This window comes from Nonomuraea sp. NPDC049158 (assembly GCF_040648335.1).
GTDB lineage: Bacteria > Actinomycetota > Actinomycetes > Streptosporangiales > Streptosporangiaceae > Nonomuraea.
On sequence record NZ_JBEZDM010000010.1, the window covers coordinates 155,104 to 171,265 of the forward strand.

The 16,162-nt window shown below is 70.5% G+C and carries 13 protein-coding genes; 4 read left to right on the top strand and 9 right to left on the bottom strand.

Annotated features, from left to right (window positions below):
* Positions 1-31: 31 nt before the first annotated feature.
* The 3 genes from AB0B61_RS23145 (at position 32) to AB0B61_RS23155 (ending at position 2,931) form a co-directional block, all read left to right on the top strand.
* On the top strand, positions 32-406 hold the full coding sequence (locus tag AB0B61_RS23145) for a hypothetical protein (RefSeq protein WP_358435181.1): 375 nt from the start codon (positions 32-34) through the stop codon (positions 404-406).
* 119 nt (positions 407-525) lie between these two features.
* On the top strand, positions 526-2,133 hold the full coding sequence (locus AB0B61_RS23150; protein ID WP_358435599.1) for an AMP-binding protein: 1,608 nt from the start codon (positions 526-528) through the stop codon (positions 2,131-2,133).
* Positions 2,134-2,190: 57 nt separating this feature from the next.
* Complete coding sequence (locus tag AB0B61_RS23155; protein WP_358435184.1) at positions 2,191-2,931, top strand: sulfite exporter TauE/SafE family protein; 741 nt, start codon at positions 2,191-2,193, stop codon at positions 2,929-2,931.
* Positions 2,932-3,102: 171 nt separating this feature from the next.
* Here the strand turns inward: AB0B61_RS23155 and AB0B61_RS23160 are convergent, their stop codons facing one another.
* The gene (locus tag AB0B61_RS23160) at positions 3,103-3,777 is read right to left on the bottom strand and encodes a TetR/AcrR family transcriptional regulator (protein WP_358435187.1); all 675 of its coding nucleotides are present in this window, start codon (positions 3,775-3,777) and stop codon (positions 3,103-3,105) included.
* Positions 3,778-3,928: 151 nt separating this feature from the next.
* Between AB0B61_RS23160 and AB0B61_RS23165 the strand changes: the two genes are divergently transcribed.
* Entirely contained in the window at positions 3,929-5,152 is a 1,224-nt protein-coding gene (locus tag AB0B61_RS23165) for an oxygenase MpaB family protein (RefSeq protein WP_358435190.1), read from the top strand.
* A 132-nt stretch (positions 5,153-5,284) separates the two neighbouring features.
* Here AB0B61_RS23165 and AB0B61_RS23170 read toward each other — a convergent pair whose 3' ends face one another.
* From AB0B61_RS23170 to AB0B61_RS23205, 8 genes are all read right to left on the bottom strand, one after another.
* Positions 5,285-5,581 carry a hypothetical protein gene (locus tag AB0B61_RS23170; protein WP_358435192.1) on the bottom strand — a complete coding sequence of 99 codons (297 nt, stop codon included), beginning with the start codon at positions 5,579-5,581 and terminating at the stop codon, positions 5,285-5,287.
* Between the two features lie 273 nt (positions 5,582-5,854).
* Positions 5,855-8,593 carry a BTAD domain-containing putative transcriptional regulator gene (locus AB0B61_RS23175; protein ID WP_358435195.1) on the bottom strand — a complete coding sequence of 913 codons (2,739 nt, stop codon included), beginning with the start codon at positions 8,591-8,593 and terminating at the stop codon, positions 5,855-5,857.
* A gap of 86 nt (positions 8,594-8,679) precedes the next feature.
* Positions 8,680-10,194 carry a M4 family metallopeptidase gene (locus tag AB0B61_RS23180; RefSeq protein WP_358435197.1) on the bottom strand — a complete coding sequence of 505 codons (1,515 nt, stop codon included), beginning with the start codon at positions 10,192-10,194 and terminating at the stop codon, positions 8,680-8,682.
* The gene (locus tag AB0B61_RS23185; RefSeq protein WP_358435200.1) at positions 10,172-12,217 is read right to left on the bottom strand and encodes a lycopene cyclase family protein; all 2,046 of its coding nucleotides are present in this window, start codon (positions 12,215-12,217) and stop codon (positions 10,172-10,174) included. Before AB0B61_RS23185 ends, AB0B61_RS23180 begins: the two co-directional genes overlap by 23 nt.
* Positions 12,211-13,179, bottom strand: a complete 969-nt coding sequence (locus AB0B61_RS23190; protein ID WP_358435203.1) for a polyprenyl synthetase family protein — start codon at positions 13,177-13,179, stop codon at positions 12,211-12,213. The genes AB0B61_RS23185 and AB0B61_RS23190 overlap by 7 nt, the downstream gene beginning before the upstream one ends.
* Positions 13,172-14,749, bottom strand: coding sequence for a hypothetical protein (locus tag AB0B61_RS23195; protein WP_358435206.1), 1,578 nt, complete (start codon positions 14,747-14,749; stop codon positions 13,172-13,174). Before AB0B61_RS23195 ends, AB0B61_RS23190 begins: the two co-directional genes overlap by 8 nt.
* Positions 14,746-15,234 carry a hypothetical protein gene (locus AB0B61_RS23200; protein WP_357951363.1) on the bottom strand — a complete coding sequence of 163 codons (489 nt, stop codon included), beginning with the start codon at positions 15,232-15,234 and terminating at the stop codon, positions 14,746-14,748. Before AB0B61_RS23200 ends, AB0B61_RS23195 begins: the two co-directional genes overlap by 4 nt.
* On the bottom strand, positions 15,231-16,130 hold the full coding sequence (locus AB0B61_RS23205) for a cutinase family protein (RefSeq protein WP_358435209.1): 900 nt from the start codon (positions 16,128-16,130) through the stop codon (positions 15,231-15,233). Before AB0B61_RS23205 ends, AB0B61_RS23200 begins: the two co-directional genes overlap by 4 nt.
* Positions 16,131-16,162 lie beyond the last annotated feature (32 nt).

Genomic DNA, 16,162 nt, shown 5'->3' on the forward strand with positions numbered 1-16,162 from the left:
CCAAGAGAACAACACTGAAGGAGACACACAGATGAACAAGCGTCAGGTCATCGCCACGACCATCGCCACCACGGCACTCGCGCTGTTCGGGCTGGCCTCGCCCGCCGCCTCCGCCGCGGCCTGCGGGGTCGACCCGCACGACGGCAGGTTGCACTGCACCAACGACGAGGGCGGACTCCCCGTGTTCCACGAGCCCCGGCCCGTCGACGCCGTGGACTTCCTCGACACCACGCAGAGCTGGTTCACCTGCTGGACGCGGGGAGAGCTCCATCCAGGGGGCAACACCACCTGGTACGGAACCGTCGGCGACAGGTTCGGTGCCTTCGGGTATGTGCCGGCCTCCGTGGTGCACACACCGAGCGGCTTCGACGCCGACCCCAGCAAGTACGGCCTGCGCAGGTGCTGAACCCGCTCCACCTGAACCGGTAAGCGCCGCACCACCACGGCGACGGCGACGTGACCGCCGCCGTGGTGGTGCGCGGGTGGGTCTGGTGCGTACGACGGGAGGAGACCGACACTGTGGACATGCAGTCGTACTCCAGCGCCACCGCACCCACTCCCCTCCTGGGCGAGACCATCGGCGAGAACCTCGAACGGACCGTGGCGGCCTTCGGCGACCGGGAGGCCCTGGTCGACGTACCCGCCGGACGCCGATGGACCTACGCCGAGCTCGACGCCGACGTGAACCGCCTCGCGCTCGCCCTGCTGGCCAAGGGCATCGCGAAGGGCGACCGGGTGGGCATCTGGGCGCCCAACCGCGCCGAGTGGGTGCTCGTGCAGTACGCCACGGCGAAGATCGGCGCGATCCTGGTCAACGTCAACCCGGCGTACCGGAGCCACGAGCTGGAGTACGTCGTCAAGCAGTCGGGCATGCGGCTGCTGATCAGCGCCCAGACGCACAAGACCAGCGACTATCGCGCGATGGTCGAGGAGATCGGCTTCGCGAACGCCATCTACCTGGACGATCCGGGCTGGGACGCGCTCCTGGCCGAGACCGTCGCGGACGAGCGGCTGCGGGCCCGTATGTCGGAGTTGTCGTGCGACGACCCGATCAACATCCAGTACACCTCCGGCACCACCGGCTTCCCCAAAGGCGCGACCCTGTCGCACCACAACATCCTCAACAACGGCTATTTCGTCGGGGAGCTGATCCACTACACCGAGGCCGACCGGGTCTGCCTGCCGGTGCCGTTCTACCACTGCTTCGGCATGGTCATGGGCAACCTCGGCGCCACCTCGCACGGGGCCTGCGTGGTGATCCCCGCGCCGAGCTTCGAGCCCGAGGCGACGCTGCGGGCCGTACAGGACGAGAGATGCACCTCGCTGTACGGCGTGCCGACCATGTTCATCGCCGAGCTGGCGGTGGCGAAGGGGTACGACCTGAGCACGCTCCGGACCGGCATCATGGCCGGGTCGCCCTGCCCGGTCGAGGTGATGAAGCGCGTCGTCAGCGAGATGAACATGCGCGAGGTCGCCATCTGCTACGGCATGACCGAGACGTCCCCGGTGTCCACGATGACCAGGTCCGACGACGACCTGGCCCGCAGGACCGAGACCGTCGGCCGGGTGCTGCCGCACGTCGAGGTGAAGATCGTGCACCCGGAGACCGGGCTGACCGTGGCGCGCGGCGAGCCAGGTGAGCTGTGTACGCGCGGATATTCGGTCATGCTCGGCTACTGGGACGAGCCGGACAAGACCGCCGAGGCCATCGACGCCGCCCGCTGGATGCACACCGGTGACCTGGCCACCATGGACGACGAGAGCTACGTCAACGTGGTCGGGCGGATCAAGGACATGGTCATCCGCGGCGGGGAGAACGTCTACCCGCGAGAGGTCGAGGAGTTCCTGTACCGGCATCCGGACATCGCGGACGTACAGGTGATCGGAGTGCCCGACGAGAAGTACGGCGAGGAGCTGATGGCCTGGGTCATCATGCGGGAGGGCGCCGAGCCGCTGACGGCCGGGGCGGTCAGGGAGTTCTGCGCGGGGCGGCTGTCGCACTTCAAGATCCCGCGGTACGTCCACGTCGCGGACGCCTTCCCGATGACCGTCACCGGGAAGATCCGCAAGGTGGAGATGCGCAAGCGGTCGGTCGACCTGCTCGGGCTGGGCGACGGCGGAACGGCGTCCTGACCGTCCCGTGCATACCCGGCTCGTCATGACAAAACGGGCACGGCCTAGCATGGTCGGGTGATCGTCGGTGAGGTGCTCGGCCTGCTCGGGGCAGGTGTAGCCGCCGGTGTGGTCAGTACGGTGGTGAGCCTGGCGTCGATCGTCTCCTACCCGGCGCTGCTGGCGTTCGGCCTGCCGCCGCTGACCGCGAACGTCACGAACACCGTCGCGCTGATGTTCACCAGTGTGGGCGCGGCGGTCGGGTCGCGGCCGGAGCTGGCGGGGCAGGGCGGCCGGGTGCTGCGGCTGGGCTGGGTGACCGCGCTCGGCGGGGCGACGGGCGCGTTGCTGCTGCTGGTGACTCCGGCGCGGGCGTTCGAGCTGATCGCTCCGTGGTTGATCGCGGGCGCCTCACTGCTGCTGGTCCGGCGGCCGACCGTCAGGCCGGGCGGTGAGCACGGGCTGTTGCTGCGGGTGGCGCTGTTCGTCGTGTCGATCTATGTGGGGTATTTCGGGGCGGCGGGCGGGATCCTGATGTTCGCGGTGCTGGCGGGCTTTCTCGACCAGTCACCGGCCCGGCTGAACGCGGCGAAGAACATGCTGTCCGGGCTGGCGAACGCCGTGGCCGGGCTGGGGTTCGCGTTGTTCGGGCCGGTGGACTGGGGGGCGGCGGTGCCGCTGGCGGCCGGGTTCCTGCTCGGCGGGTGGCTCGGACCGAAGATCGTCCGTCGGATGCCCGGCCAGAGCCTGCGGTATGTGGCCGCGGCGTGCGGGGTGGCGGTCGCGATCAAACTCGGCTGGGACTCTTACGTGGGCTGACGATCGCGAGTACGCGGCATGCTGCCGGCCCAGCAGAAACCAAGGCACCGCTGGACACGCAGAACGGTGACCTGGCGGCCGGACGCATCGCCGACCTGCGTACGGGCACCCGCACGCAGGCGCAACTCAAGACCGACCTGGCCGCCTGGCAGCAGTCGATCGCGCAGACCGTCAAGACCCACTCGGCTCCAGCATGGGCACGAGGAATCGCCGGGCCACCGCGGCCAGTTGCTCGTCGTCATCCAGGTTGATGATGGCGCTGGGGATCGTCAGGAAAGACGTGGAGATCCGCACCATCATCTCGGCCACGAGGTCGACGTCGAGGCCGCTCGACACGTTGCCCGCGCGTTGCTCGCTGCGGAGTTGGCCGGCGACGAAATGCCGCACAGTGGCGAGGGTCTGACCCCCGTCGGCCATCATGGAGGGGACGAGCAGGTCGGGTTCCGTGGCGATGAGTCCGCCGATCAGCGGATTGCTGCGAATTGCCCGCAATGAGGTTACGAAGCCCAGCACCACCCTGTCGGCAGCGGTGCCGGCTTGTTCTATGTCGATGAGGAACTGGTCGAAATAGCGGCGGAACTCCCGACGCACCACATGTTCGATCAGCGTGTCCTTGGTGTCGAACCGGCGGTAGACCGTGATCCGCGACACCTTCGCCAGCCGGGCGACATCCTCCATGGTGGAGCGCCTGATGCCCATCCGGCAGAACTGCTCGTACGCCGCGTCGAGGATGCGCGCCCGTAGCTCGTCGCTGTCGTCGACGCGCTCGACGGCATCGACATAGGCGCGCTCCAGCAACGAATCAGAGTCCGACGGCGCCACGAATCCGGACAGCACAGATTCCACACCTCCTGTAGAGATTCTGCCTCAAACGCGGTCTTGTGATGCTCATCACACTGTGCTCTGATGATGATACACAGATTCATGACCTGTTTCTCAGTATCAACCATTTCTCGCATGCCCTGAGCAGAACCCCCACCTCGAAGGAGTGCGGAGCATGGCAGAGTTGAGCAGGCGCGAAGTACTGATCTCGGGCACCGCCTTGGGAGCGCTCGGCGCGTTAGGGATGGCCTCCCCGGCCCAGGCGGATTCCCTGTCCGGCGACTGGGGCTGGCCGGCCAGTGGTTCGATCGCGGGTTCCGGCAGCGGCGCCGACCCTCGATGGGTGTGGGACGACGTGGCCGATCCGCTCCTCGCCTCCCTGCTCGACCGCGGTGCCATACCCGAGGTCAACCGGCTGCTGCACGACTGGAACCGCAACGACCAGCCCCTTCCCGCCGGATTGCCGGAGGATCTGCGGGCCTTCATCGAGCAGGCGCGTCAGCTGCCATCGTGGGCCGACCCGGCCAAGCTGGACGCCGCGGGGCGCTTCCACGCGCTCAAGGGGAACTACATCGTCGTCCTCACCATTGTCGGCGCCGGGATGCTGGCCACCGCCATCCCCAAGGAGGCGCGCGCTGTCTATTACTCCGCGGGCGGTGCGGATCTGAAGGACCGGATCGCCAAGACGAACATCCTGGCGTACGCGGTCAGACCCCAGAACGCCTGGGGCGCCGGCGGCACGGCCGTGGTCGAGGCGGTGAAGACCCGGCTGGTGCACGCGGCGGTGCGGCACCTGCTGAAGTCGTCTCCCCACTGGTCCGGCCCTATTCCGATCAGCCAGGAGGACATGCTCGTCACGTGGCACACCCTGGCGACCTACTCCATGCGCGGGATGCGGGAGTGGCAGGTGCGCATCTCCTCCGCTGAGTCCGCGGCGTACCTGCACTCGGTACAGATGCTGGGGCACATGCTCGGCATCAGGGACGAGTTCCTCCCCGCCACCTGGGACTCCTCCTACACCCAGTCGGATCTGGTACTGCCCAGGAACATGGGGCCGACCTCGGAAGGGGTGGAACTCAACGCCATCCTGCGGGACATGCTCGCGGAGCTGACCAGCCCCGGCGGCCTCGACAAGCCTCTCGTCAACGCGTTCTCCAGGTACCTCACCGGCGACCAGGTGGCCGACTGGAACGGCATCCGGCGCGAGCCGCTGTGGGACCCGGCGGTCAAGACCGCCTGGCCGCTACTGGTGCGCTTCCGGGAGGGCCTGATCGGGCTGCCGCTGGTGCCCGCCGCCGCCTGGCTCCTCGACGAGATGGTCAAGAAGTGGACCACGTACTACCTCACCAAGGGGGCACAGACCAAGATCGTGATTCCGACGGGTAACCGGCCCAGCTGATCACGGTCCAGGGGTGCCGCTCGCACCGACCAGGTAGCCGCCGCCGAGATCGAACGCGGCGACAAGGTGCTGGACGCCGCCCTGTCGATGGGTGCCGGCCATCGAACGCCACACTGGGCGGCCCTGGCCCTGTCAGCAGTAGGCGACCGCCGGCCCGAGGAAGGAGTAGTTGTGGTACGGGGTGTACTCCGAGCGCTGCCCGGGGAATACACAGGGCCCGTACTCGGGCCAGGAGCCGGTCGGAGGATTGATGACGTAGATGCTCACGCGGTATTGGCCGTAGCCGCCGCCGCAGTAAACCCAGACGGTCTTGCCGTCCCGGCCGGTGGTGCAGTCGGTGGGCGCGGCGTGAGCGGGGGTGGCGATGCCGACGAGGGCGGCGGTGAGGAGGGCTGTGGCGGCCAGAGCCGCAGGCTTTCTCGTGCGCATTCGCTGTCCTCCAGCAGGTGGGCAGTGCACTTTTAGGAAAGCTTCTTACAGAAAGATGCCTGGCCTTCCCCGCGTCGTCAAGACCACGAACGGGCCCAATGGGCGAAACGCGAGCGTGCCGTCAAGAGTGGATTCTTGAGGTAATTCGTATGAGCACCTTGACGCGGCATTCCGCTGGGAGCGAGCGTGTGAATCCGCTCCAAGGCGCAGCGTGAAGGAGCCGAAGAGGCGGGCCGAGCTGGCGGGTTCCGGCATCAGCCCGCATTTACGGCACTAGAGAGTCTCCAGGATCGTCGCGACCTCGCCCACGCGCGGGTCGTCCATGGCCTTCAGCTCGGCCAGCGCCGACAGCAGGACGCCTCTGGCCGGTTCGCGGCGCCCGGCGTCGGCCAGGGCCCGGCCCAGGTCGATCAGGCACATGGCCAGCCAGCGGCGGTTGCCCTTGCCCTGGTACAGGGCCACCGCCTCGCGGAAGCAGCGCAGCGCCCTGCGCCAGTCCCGTAGGGCCACGTACGCGCGCCCGAGATTGCGCCGGATGTCGCCGTGCAGATCGGTGTTGCCGTTGGAGGCGGTGGCCGTGAGGGCCCGGCGGTAGTACTCGACCGCGAGCTCATGGTCGCCCGCCAGATGGCTGACGATGCCCAGATTGTCGAGAAGGTGGGCGATCCCGTACTGGCCGCCGAGGCTCTCGTACAGCGTCAGCGCGCGTTCCAGGCAGCGCCTGCCCTCGGCGGTGTCGCCGAGCTCGCCGTGGACCAGGCCGAGGTTGCCCAGCAGCATCGCCTCGCCCCTGGCATGTCCGGCCTGCCGGAAGCGGGACAGCGACTGCTTGAAGCGGGACAGGGCGATTTCATGCTCACCCATGTCGAAGTGGACGCAGCCGAGGGAGTTGAGCGTGAAGCCCTGCCCGGCGGGCTCCGCGGCGATCTCGGCCGCCCGCAGCGCCGACCGGGTGAACTCCAGGCCGTCGTGCCAGGGGATGTACCGGTCGAAGAAGGTGGTCATGCCGATCGAGATACGCCACGCGTGCCCGGCCCGGCCGTTGGCCGCAGCCCAGGCGATGACCGAGCGCAGGCAGTGGTACTCCCGCTCCAGCCAGTTGCGCGCCTGCCGGTGATCGTCGAACGTCAGTGGCAAGATCTGGCTGGTGCGGGGCTCGACGAAGTCCCGTACGCGGTGCGGCAGCATCTGCCTGTCGGCCTCCACGACGGTGTAGAGGTACCAGTCCAGCAGCCGGTCCACCGCGGCGTCGCGCTCACCGGCCGTCTCCTCCTCCACGGCACGGCCGGTGGCGTACAGGTGCACCAGGTCGTGCAGCTCGAAGCGGTCCGGCTGAACCTGCTTGACGAGATGGGCCGCGACGAGATGGTCGAGCAGCGCGCCGGCCTCCCGCGGCGCCACGTCGGCCAGCGCGGCCGCGGCCTCCAGCGAGAGATCTCCGGCCGGGTGCAGGCCGAGCAGGCGGAACATCCTGGCCACCGGCGCCGTCAGCGCCCGGTATGACCACAGCAGCGCGGTGTTGAGGTCGGCCATGGGGTCGTCCTCGCCGATCCCGAACTGCTCCAGCCTGGCCTTCTCGTCCTCCAGCGCGCTGACGATCCTGGCCAGGCCGCCGCCGCGGTGGGCCCGCTCGGCGATGACCGACAGCGCCAGCGGCAGGCCGTCGCACAGCTTCACCAGGCGTACGGCCGCGTCGCGCTCGTTGGCGACCTGCCGCGCGCCGATCACCTTCTCCAGCAGTTCGAGGGATTCGGGCGGGGTGAGCGGGTCGAGGCTGAGCCGGCGGGCGCCGTCCCTGGCGGCCAGCCCGCGTAGCTGGTTACGGCTCGTCACCAGCACCAGCGAGTTGGCCCCCGGCAGCAGCGGACGTACCTGCGCGCTGTCACGGGCGTTGTCCAGGAGCAGCAGCATGCGCCGGCCCGCCAGCGTGCTGCGCAGCATCGCCGCGCGCGCGTCCAGGTCGGCCGACAGGCTCGTGGCGGACACGCCCATCGCGCGCAGCAGCGTCTCGATCGCCACCTTCGGGTCCATGGGCGCGCCGGGGCCGAACCCGCGCAGGTTCAGGTATAACTGCCCGCCCGGGAAGCGGTCGATCACCTGATGCGCCCAGTGGACCGCCAGCGCGGACTTGCCCGCGCCGCCCGGGCCGCCGATCACCACGATCTCGCTGCGTCCCGGCGGGTCGGCCACCAGCCGGTCCAGCCGGGCCAGCTCGGCCAGGCGCCCGGTGAAGTGCGCGATGCCGGACGGTAGCTGCTGCGGCGTCATCGGCGCGTCGGCCACCTCGCCCTCGTCGGCGACCAGGATCGAACGGTGGGCCCGGCGCAGCGGCTCCCCGGGTCCGACGCCCAGGTCCTCGAGGAACCGGTGGGTGACGCTCTGGTAGGTCTCCATGGCCTCCGCCTGCCGCCCCGAGCGCTGCAGCGCGAGGATCAGGTTGGCCCACAGACGCTCCCTGTAGGGATGCCTGGCGATGGCGGAGCGCAGCACGGCGATTCCCTGCTCCGGTCTGCCCCATTCGAGGTGCAGTTCCGACCATCGTTCCAGGGTGCGCAACTGCTCCTCGACGAGGAGAGAGACCTCCTCGCGATGCAGCGTCTCCGAGGGGACGTTGGTCAGCAGCGGCTCGCCGCACAGCGCCATCGCCTCGGTCAGCGCGGCCAGTTCCTCGGCCGGCCCGCTCCTCTGGGAGCGTCTGATGATCTCGCGGTACCGCAGCAGGTCGAGGCTGTCGGCGGTGACGCTGATGGTGTAGCCGCCGTCGAAGGTCTGGATGAGGCCGGGATCGCCCAGGGCACGGCGCAGGCGGGTCAGATGCGTCTGCAGGGCCGCGCGCGCGTTCGGCGACTCGTCGCCGTCCCACATCCGGGCGATCAGCCGATCGGCGGAGACGCGCTCGTTGGCGTGCAGCAGCAACGTCGCGAGCGCGATGCGCTGCTTGGGCCCGGACAACGAGATCTCCGCCGCGGCGCTCCTCACCCGCAGCGGGCCCAGGACGCTGAAGTGGATCAAGTACCCCGCCTTATGCCCCTGTGCGTTCGGCTGAGCCTAAGGGCCGCAGACACCTGGTTTCAAAAATTTCAAAGAACCTGCGTCTTTCAGCAAGTGGGCTCGAGAGGGTGAGCGGGGACGCTGACGGCGTTCCACGCGTCGCGTACGGCTCGCAGTCCCTCACAGCCGAACAGCTGCTGCCCCGCCTCCATCGAGGCGCGGCGGGCCTCCTCGTGGCTCCAATCGTAGACCTTGCGGTTGAGGGTCTCCATGTAGATCATGGCCGCGTTCTGGACGCCGATGCCGCGCACGACCGAGCCGTTGCAGGTGGGGCTGCCCGGCCGGGCGGCGTCGACGGGGGCGGATCCCTCGGCCAGCAGGTAGAACCAGTGGTTCTGCACACCGGCGGCGGCATGCACCTCCATGCTCCGGACGCTCTCGCTGAAGCACGTAGGGTCGCCGACCCGTGACGGGTCGTACATGTTCCGGATGGGCCCCGCGCCGACCAGGTCGACCTGCTCGCCTATCAGGTAGTCCGGCGGGTCGGCCTTCTCGTTCAGGTACCACTCGGTCACCGTCCCGAAGATGTCGCCGGTCGACTCGTTGAGGCCGCCCTTCTCGCGCGTGCCCTGCGGGCCGCCGGGCGTGAAGTCGAAAATGGCGTGCCCGAGCTCGTGCATGACGACGTCGGTCGACGTCGCCTGCCGCGTTCTGCTGCTGTTGCGGCCGAAAACCGTCTTGAACTGGTCGTAGTACGCGTTCGCGTCGTCGTACCCGACACGCATCGGGAAGCTGCGGCCGTAGCCGTCGAACCCGCCGGGCTTGCTCAGCCACTGCTCCAGCATGTCCCAGCCCCCCTGCGCCGCGTGCATGGCGTCCACGCAGGCGGTGACCAGGTCGGTGCCGGTGCCGTTGCCCCAGTCGTCGTCGGGGTCGGTGTAGGTGCGGCCGTCCATGCCGCCGCAGCGCACTCCCGACCGTACGGGATCGGACATCCCGTACAGGGTGGCCGATCGGGTCGTGTCGAAGGAGACCCGGCCGTGGTAGAAGCCGTTCCCCACGCCGTCGAGCACCTCGTCCCAGGAGTCGATCACCTTGCCGGTGCGGGCGTCGACGAGGACGCGCATCCGGCTCGGGCGCGTGCCCTTGACGCCGGTGATCACTGTCTCGTACGCCAGCACGCCGCCGCCGCGCGCCAGGACCGTCAGCGTGGGCGGCGTCATGTCGCTTCCCGTGCCTACCTCGCGGCGGGCCGCCGCGCCCGCGTCCTGCGCGGACACCTCCGGCCGGGTTTCCACCGACAAGGCCTGCTTCTGGTTGACCGAGGTGCTGAGGACGCGTCCTTCCGCGTCGGTGACCACGACGAAGTCACCGCCGCGTACGGGCAAGCCCGCGTACGTACGCTCGTACGGGACATAGCGCAGCCCGTGAGCCCCGGACACCACGCGGCCCCGCACGAGCTCGTCCTGGCCGGAGCGGTGGATCAGCTCTGGCCGGTCGGCGACGAGGCGGTCGGCGGCGGAGGCGGCCAGGGCCGAGGGGTCGGGCGGCGCTGCGGCGACATAGGGCGGAACGGTCAGTACCGCCGCCATCGCCAGCTTAAGGACAGTCGCACGTCTCATCGGGGGTGATCCTTTCCATGACGTCCGCGGACGGGGCATCGATCGAGGCGCTGATCGTCAGAACGTGCGCGCGCAAGATACGCGCCGCGCGCGCGACCGGGACGCGGCTGGCGGCGCGCAGGGCGAGATCGATCTCGGCGCGGCAGGCCCGCGACGCCGCGGCCAGCGTGGTCGCCCGCACGTACTGCTGGTCAACGGCGGTGAGGCCGGGCCGTCCCAGCAGCTGGGGGATCATCGAGGTCCGGGCTTGGAGCATCGCCCGCGTGGTGGTGGCCAGGCGGGTCGGCCCCCCGCGCAGCGCGAGAACGTCCTCGGCCAGCAGGAACGCCCGTCCGCAGTGCGCGCCGAACTCCCTGAGCGCCTCCATGACCGCCGTGCCGGCGCCGCCGAGCTGCGCCCCGATCCGTACGGGGAACTCAAAGAGCGCGGCGAACAGGTCGCCGGCGTCGGTCGTGCCCGGGTCGGCGATCCTTTCGGCCCTGATCCTGGTGAGCTCGGCCAGCCAGTCGGCGAACGCCCAGGACGCCTCCGGAGCCGACTCCGCGACCAGGCGGGCGGCCTGCGACAGCAGGAAGTCGCAGGCCAGCACGGTGACGGCGGACTCCCAGTCGACCCCGCGCGCCCGCCCCCGCATCGTCGCGCCCGCGTCCGGTGCCCCCGCTTCCGGCGCGCCGATCAGGGACAGGGCGCCGAGCGCGGCCAGGTCCATCGCCGCGCCGGCCCCCGCCAGCTCGGCCCGGGGGTGCGCTCCGGCCGCGACGACCCCGGCCAGCAGCAGCGACGCCGGGCGAAGCCCCGACCCTGTGGTGAGCAGCCGCGCGATGAAGGGCCACTCCTCGCGTACGGCGGACACGGCCGTCTCGGCGCAGGCGGCCAGGAACGGGCCCAGGTACAGCCGGTCGTCCGGGTTCAGCTCGACCGGCTCGGCCGCCTCCCCGGCCGACAGCACCCCTCGCCGGGCGAGGGCGAAGATCGGCTGGTCGCTGTGCGCGGTGGCGGCCAGGACGCGCCAGGCCAGATGGTAGCGGCGGGCCGCGTGGCGGGCGGTCTCGAAGTGGCCGACGTACGCACGGGCCAGCCGCCGTACGTACGCCTCGCGCGCGGCGCCGGGATCGTCCGGATGCGCGGCGATGGCGTCGGCCGCCAGCAGCGCGCTCTGCACCGCGTAGCCGAGCCCTTCGCCGGTGAACGGGTTGACCAGCCCGGCGGCGTCCCCGACCAGCAGCCGGCCCTCGTACCCGGCGAGCGCGGGGGCGAATCCGGTGCTGACCGGCCCGGACACGAGCTCACCGAGGGGCCGGGCCGTCGCGAACGCGGGGTCGGCCCCGGCGAGCCGCTCGATCGCCGAGGCCAGCAGATCGGCCGCGCTCTCCTGGCGGTCTCCGATGCGGACGGCGCCGACGGTGCACCTTCCCGGTCCCGCGGGCAGGATCCAGATCCCGGCGGGGCGCTCGTGCGGATCGGCAGGGGAGGGGGGCGTCAGATGGAGCAGCATCCGGGAATCCCGCTCCGGCAGAGCGAACCGCTGGACGACGGCCATGCCCTCGCCGTGCGGCCGCCTGCCGGGCAGCGAGCCCGTCGCGAGGACGACATGCCGGGCCAGGACCGCCACCTCGCCGGCGCCTCCGGCGATCATCGCCCGGTGCCCGTCGGGGTGCGGTTCGCAGCGGGTCATGCGCCCCGGCAGCAGGGCCGCGCCGAGATCGGTGGCGAGCCCGCGCAACCGCGTACGAAGCCACTCACGGTCGCAGACGGCGGCGCCGACGCCGGGGAGCGGACGGGCCGGGCCGTCGCCGAACCGGACATCGACCCCCTCAACCGGCCATACCCCGTCGAAGGCCGCGATTCCAAGGGCGCGCAGGGAGTCCATGGCGGAGGCGCTGAGCGCGACGTCGTGGGTCGCGCCCGGTTCGCCGCCGTCCACCAGCAGGGTGCGCAGCCCGTGCCGGGCCAGCGCCGCGGCCGTCGCGCCGCCCGCCGGTCCCGCCCCGACCACCAGCACGTCCGCGCAGCGGGTCAGCACGGGGCCTCCCGCCACAGCGAGGTGGCGACGCTGAGCAGCGCCTGGCGGCCCGCGCCGCCGTCGCCGAGGCCGCCGAGGGGGGCGAGGGCGGCGAGCGCCTCGTCGTGGGCGGCGCGGGCCAGATCGTGGGCGGCGCTCATGCCGCCGTAGGCGATGACGAGCGTACGTACGCGCGGCAGGTCCGCGGCGGTGAGGGCCGGGTCGAGCAGGAGCGCGGCCAGCTCGCCCGACGGCGCGTCACGCAGCGCGCACAGCGTCGGGGCGCCGAAGAGCCCGAGCAGATGATCGGTTCCGGCGGGTTTGCCGGAATTGGCGGCCGGTCCGGCCAGGTCGAGGCAGTCGTCCAGGATCTGGAAGGCGACCCCCAGCTGGCGGCCGAAGGCGGCCAGCGCCTCGGCCCGGGGCGGTCCCAGCCGCGCCTCCGCCGCCCCGAGCACGCAGCACAGCCGGAACAGCGCGCCGGTCTTGCGCTCGACGAGCTCGTCGTAGTCCGCGAGTGTGTACGTGGTGTCGAAGGCGCGTTCCACGTCCAGCAGCTCGCCCTGAGCCAGGTGGGCGACGGCCGCGCTGATCAGCCGGTTCGGGCCGGTGCCCAGGTCGGCGGCCTCCGTACCGGCCAGGGCCAGGCAGGACAGCCCGGCCAGCACCGCCAGCTCCGGCCCCGCGACCAGGTGCGCGGCAGGGGCGCCGCGGCGGGTCGGCGCCCGGTCGATCACATCGTCATGCACCAGAGAGGCCAGGTGCAGCAGCTCCACCACGGCGCCGAGGCGCACGACGCGTTCCGGGTCGTGGGGGCCGCACCGCGCGGCGGCGCCGAGCAGCGTCGAGCGCAGGCGCTTACCCGGCCGGTCGACGAACCCGGTCACCAGGTCGCGGGCCGGCCGGGGGAGCCCGGCCACCAGCCCGCGCAGCCTGTCCTGGACCTGAGCCGAGTGGGCCGTGGCGGCCGTGGCCTCAGGCATCCGCCCCGACCGGGCCGAGGTATTGGACGGTCGGCACCCGGCTGAGGATGGTGTGCATCTTCTGGTAGAGGTCGTCGCCGTTCATCATCGTGAGGAGCTGCTGCCGGTTCATGCCCACGGTCTGGGCGAAGAGCGCGTGGATCTGCTTGGCGGCGTTGTACTCCTGGGCCGACAGTCGCGGGCGCAGGCCGTCCACCACCTTGCCGGCGTCGCTCACGTGCTGTGAGGTGATCACCCGGTCAGGGGTGTCGGGCGTGGTCAGGACGGTCTCCAGAACCGATCGGTACGTTTCGTACAGATGCTTGGCGTAGTCCTTCTCCAGGGCGCTGGCCTCCTTGCCCTTCACGCGGTCGACGAGCGCCTGGAAGTTGACGTAGAACAGGCGGACCAGCATCCGGCCCACCCGGCTGCGCAGCAGGAAGTCGTCGCGGAACCGGTCGGCGAGCTTCTCGTCCCCCACCAGCGGCAGGTCGTACATCTCGCCGGCCCCTTCCAGGAAGGAGCAGTTCACCTGGGTCCAGTCGATCCGGGTCCTGCCGTCACCGCCCAGGCACACGGCCGCGCCGGCGTCGCCGTCGTGCAGGCAGAACCCGGTGTCGACCTGCACCATGTCGTCGAACATGTAGAAGTCGTGGTTCGTCAGGAAACCGAGGTCCACCGGGGTCACGCCGATGCCGACGACGATGCTGGAGGTATACCAGCTACCGGCGCCCGCCTTGTCCACCTTCATGTCGAAGTCGATCACGTCGCAGGTGACGGGGAAGTCGGGGTCGCCCAGGTCCTGGTACGGCCGGACGTTCATCTCGGCCAGGATGGGCCCGATCCGTGTGCACAGCCCCGAGTAGTCGGAGGCCATGCCGACGAGCATGCCGATCAGCGGATGGCGGACGCCTATGCGTGGCATCTCCTGGTTCTCGCTGGTGGTGAACTCGTCGAAGTTGTCCAGGTCGGTGATCTTGACGACCGCCGCGTCGATCAGGTTGCGGCCGTCCTTGCGCAGGCTGGTGAACCGGGTCAGCTCCCCGATGGCGGGGCCGGTTCCGCCCGCCCAGGTCCCCTGCACGATGACATCGCCCGGGACAGCGCCGTGCGTCGATCCGACCGCGTGCCCGGCGGTCAGGATGGACGGGGCTCCGCCGTTGGACAGATCGCGGACGAGGCAGCCGAACGTGCCCCAGTCATCTGTCCTCTCGTTGCCGATCCCGACGCCCTGGTTCGCGGTTTTCCGCAGCGTGGCGTCCTGGGCCGCCGGGCCCCGCCGGTCGCCCGTAGGTCTGCCCGTGCGTCCGCCCGTGCGTCCGAACGAGTACGGGCCGGCCTGGATGACGTCCACACCCCATTTGCGGCCGTCCACCTCGACCGTTCTGGGCAGCAGGCGGCTGCGCGCCACGTACCCCTGCGGGCGCTTCTTGGCCACCGACGCGATGACCACGGGCTCGTCGGTCAGCTCTCCACCGCGCCGACGGAACCCGTAGCCGAACGCGGTGGTGCCGGGGACGGCGGCGAACGCCCCGAGCACGGCCTCCTTCCCGCGCCTCAGCGCCTCCTCATGCTCAGGAAGAAGTCTCATGAACGTCGGTCCCCCTTCAGCCGGAGATGGCGTTGCCGCAGCCCACCGAGCCAGAACACGGCCGCGGTGTCGTCGTTGGGGCTGAAGTCCGTGGACACCGTCGCCACGGCCAGCGCTGTCAGCGCCGTCAGCGCATCGCCGCCCTTGTCGGCGGCCTTATGGGCCAGCCCGTCGAGCAGCCGGTCGCGGGAGGCGTCGGTCAGACCGGCCGCCGCGAGGTCGCGTACCGCGTCCCGTACGAGCTGGAAGCGTGTGGGGGCGAGCTCAGGCAGGCGGCCCCGCAGGCGCTCGGCGGTGGCCCGCGACACCCCGTGCTCGTCGGGGAACGGCACGGGATAGACCGCGCCTAATCGCGCGACCTGGAGGACCATCTCGATCTCCTGGCCGGTCAGCGTCTGTTTCGGGGGAGTCGCGGCCCCGGTCACCCCCGCCAGGATCGTCACCCCGGCGGCGCGCAGGACGTAGCGGCGCGTGAGGTGGTTCACGCCTGGGCCTCCTTGACGTCGGGAGCGGGCCGGCCACCGCAGCCGGCCAGGGCTGTGGGCGTGCCCGCCTTACGTACGCCGGACTGCAGCGACGGGCAGAATCCCTCGGGCAGCGGCGGCATCGGCTTGAGCACGGGCGGGGAGGAGGGCGACTGCTGCAGCCGCCTGGCGAAGGCGACCGCCATCGCCCTGTAGACGAGCAGTTCCTGGCAGCAGACCGGATAGTCCTGGGTGTGGATCTCCCACAGGAACAGACCCGCCGTGACGGCCCAGTCGGGGGTCTTCTCCTCCGGCGCGTCGCAGATCGGATCGCCGACGATGCAGAAGTCGGTGGTCCTGTCCTGGATGTCGGCGGGCAGGACCTTCCTGCCCAGGATGCCGCCGCCCACGCGTGTGTTGGGCAGGCCGTTGTCGGCCCCGACGGTCGCGTCGTAGGAGGTGTCCCCGCCGCTCTGGGGGTCGGAGATCATCAGCACCGCCCGGATGGCCTTGCGCTCCTCGGCGTCCAGCATGGGGAGTGCCTGGTTGATCACCATCGCGCCCTGCGAGAATCCGATCAGGCCGATGTTCATTCCCGGGCACATGCGTACCAACCGGCGTACGGCGATCGTCAGGATCCACTTCCCATCGTTCACCGACGGCAGGAACGCCTTCAGGCTGACGTTGCCCGCGGGGTAGGGCAGGGAGTACGTCTTGGTCTGGTCCGCAGGCAGGACGGTCAGCGCTTCCTGGGCGTACACCCCCGTCACCCCGGACATGCCCAGCGGATCGTTCATGGCCTGCGCGGAGCCGCGCAGCCCGATGATGAAGTACGAGGCGCACTGCAGCCCGGACCGCGCGCCCTTGGTGGCCACCGCGTTCGGCGCCGGGGCCAGCGCCAAGATCAGCAAAGTCACTATCAGCAGGATCCGACGCATATGGGTCCTCC